At 56.2% G+C, this 1,405-nt stretch carries 1 protein-coding gene; it reads left to right on the top strand.

What is annotated here, in order from left to right; genetic code table 11:
- Nucleotides 1-837: 837 nt before the first annotated feature.
- The coding region (locus FH08_RS0144590; RefSeq protein WP_031362609.1) for a helix-turn-helix domain-containing protein at nt 838-1,405 on the top strand (568 nt) is incomplete at its 3' end.

Consider the following 1,405-nt stretch of genomic DNA (forward strand, 5'->3'; position numbering starts at 1 on the left):
ATTAGCCACTGTGCGTGGCGGCACGTCATTTCTTTGTCCAAAGCGACAAAGAAACGAAGCAAAGAAAGCGCTTTCAGAACGAGGGCTCGTAAGTTGACCTAGCGTGCAGTTTCCAAGTTTTTGGCACCCCAAAAGCACGGTGCTCGCCAGAACCACCGATGTTTGAACCCCTCCTTCTCGCGAATTCTTACACGCACACGCTTCGCCCCGTACGCTCTCGGGCAAGCACCATTGCCAAGAAATTCGCACGGCATCACGCGCTTTTTGCGGCTCCATTTTTTGTTGGTTGGTTGATTAGTCAGCGCTGCCATCTTCGTGGAAAACAGCCTACTCCTTGAGTTTCTGACAGATCGGCTGCGTGGTCTGCCCGGATGTATCCTGGGACCGCATCACGGCCGGACGCATATTGATTGCTTTAATTTCTGGTAGGCGTTTGCATGGCCAGCGCGCAATTTTCTCCGGCTACGGCCTCACACATTTTGGCAAGCTCGCTTCGTGGTGGGTTGCCGACGTGGTTCGGCATGCGTACAAATTTGGAGGATGGTTTTCCGCGGATAGCGCGGGGTGTTCCTTGGGCAGGTTCAGTCACTGGTGGCGAAGCGTGTGGGTATCCGTGTTCGGAGAAAGAGGGGTTCACACATCCGTCGCTCTTGCGAGCACCGTGCTTTTGGGGTGCCAAAAACGCGGAGACTGCACGCTAGGTCAACTTATGAGCCCTCGTTCTGAAAGCGTTTTCTTTGCTTCGTTTCTTTGTCGCTTTGGACAAAGAAATGACGGGCGGATTCAACTGGTCGATGCAACACCTCTGTTCCAATACGGAAATCGGAGGATGAGGCTATGAAACGACAAGCAAAACCGTGGTTGACGTCGACCCAGAAGGGGGAGATTTGGAAGCGCTGGCGCGCAGCGGAGTCTGTCAGCGAGATTAGTCGGGCGCTGGAGCGTGAAGTGGGCTCGGTGCATCGGATGCTTGCTAAGCGCGGTGGGATCGCACCGCCGCCAAGAAAGCGCTCGCCACGTGCACTGACGCCCGAGGAGCGCGAAGCGATCTCGCGTGGGCTGAGCGCAAACTGGTCTTCAAACCGCATTGCAGCGAGCCTGAACCGAGCGCCATCGACGATCAGCCGGGAGATCGAACGCAACGGCGGCCCGATAAAGTACCGCGCCCAACAGGCCGACGCCAATGCCTGGAAGAGCGCGCTACGGCCCAAAGCGTGTGCCCTTTCAAACCGGGCGCGACTACGCATGCTCGTGGCGAGTAAGCTCAAACAACAATGGGCACCTGCGCAGATATCGGGCTGGCTCAAACGGCAGTTCCCAGTCAATAAGCTCATGCAACTATCACACGAAACGATCTACCGAAGCCTGTATGTACAAGCCCGGGGCGTCCTTAAAAAAGAGCTGA

Source organism: Caballeronia sordidicola (assembly GCF_000729995.1).
Classification (GTDB): domain Bacteria; phylum Pseudomonadota; class Gammaproteobacteria; order Burkholderiales; family Burkholderiaceae; genus Caballeronia; species Caballeronia sordidicola_A.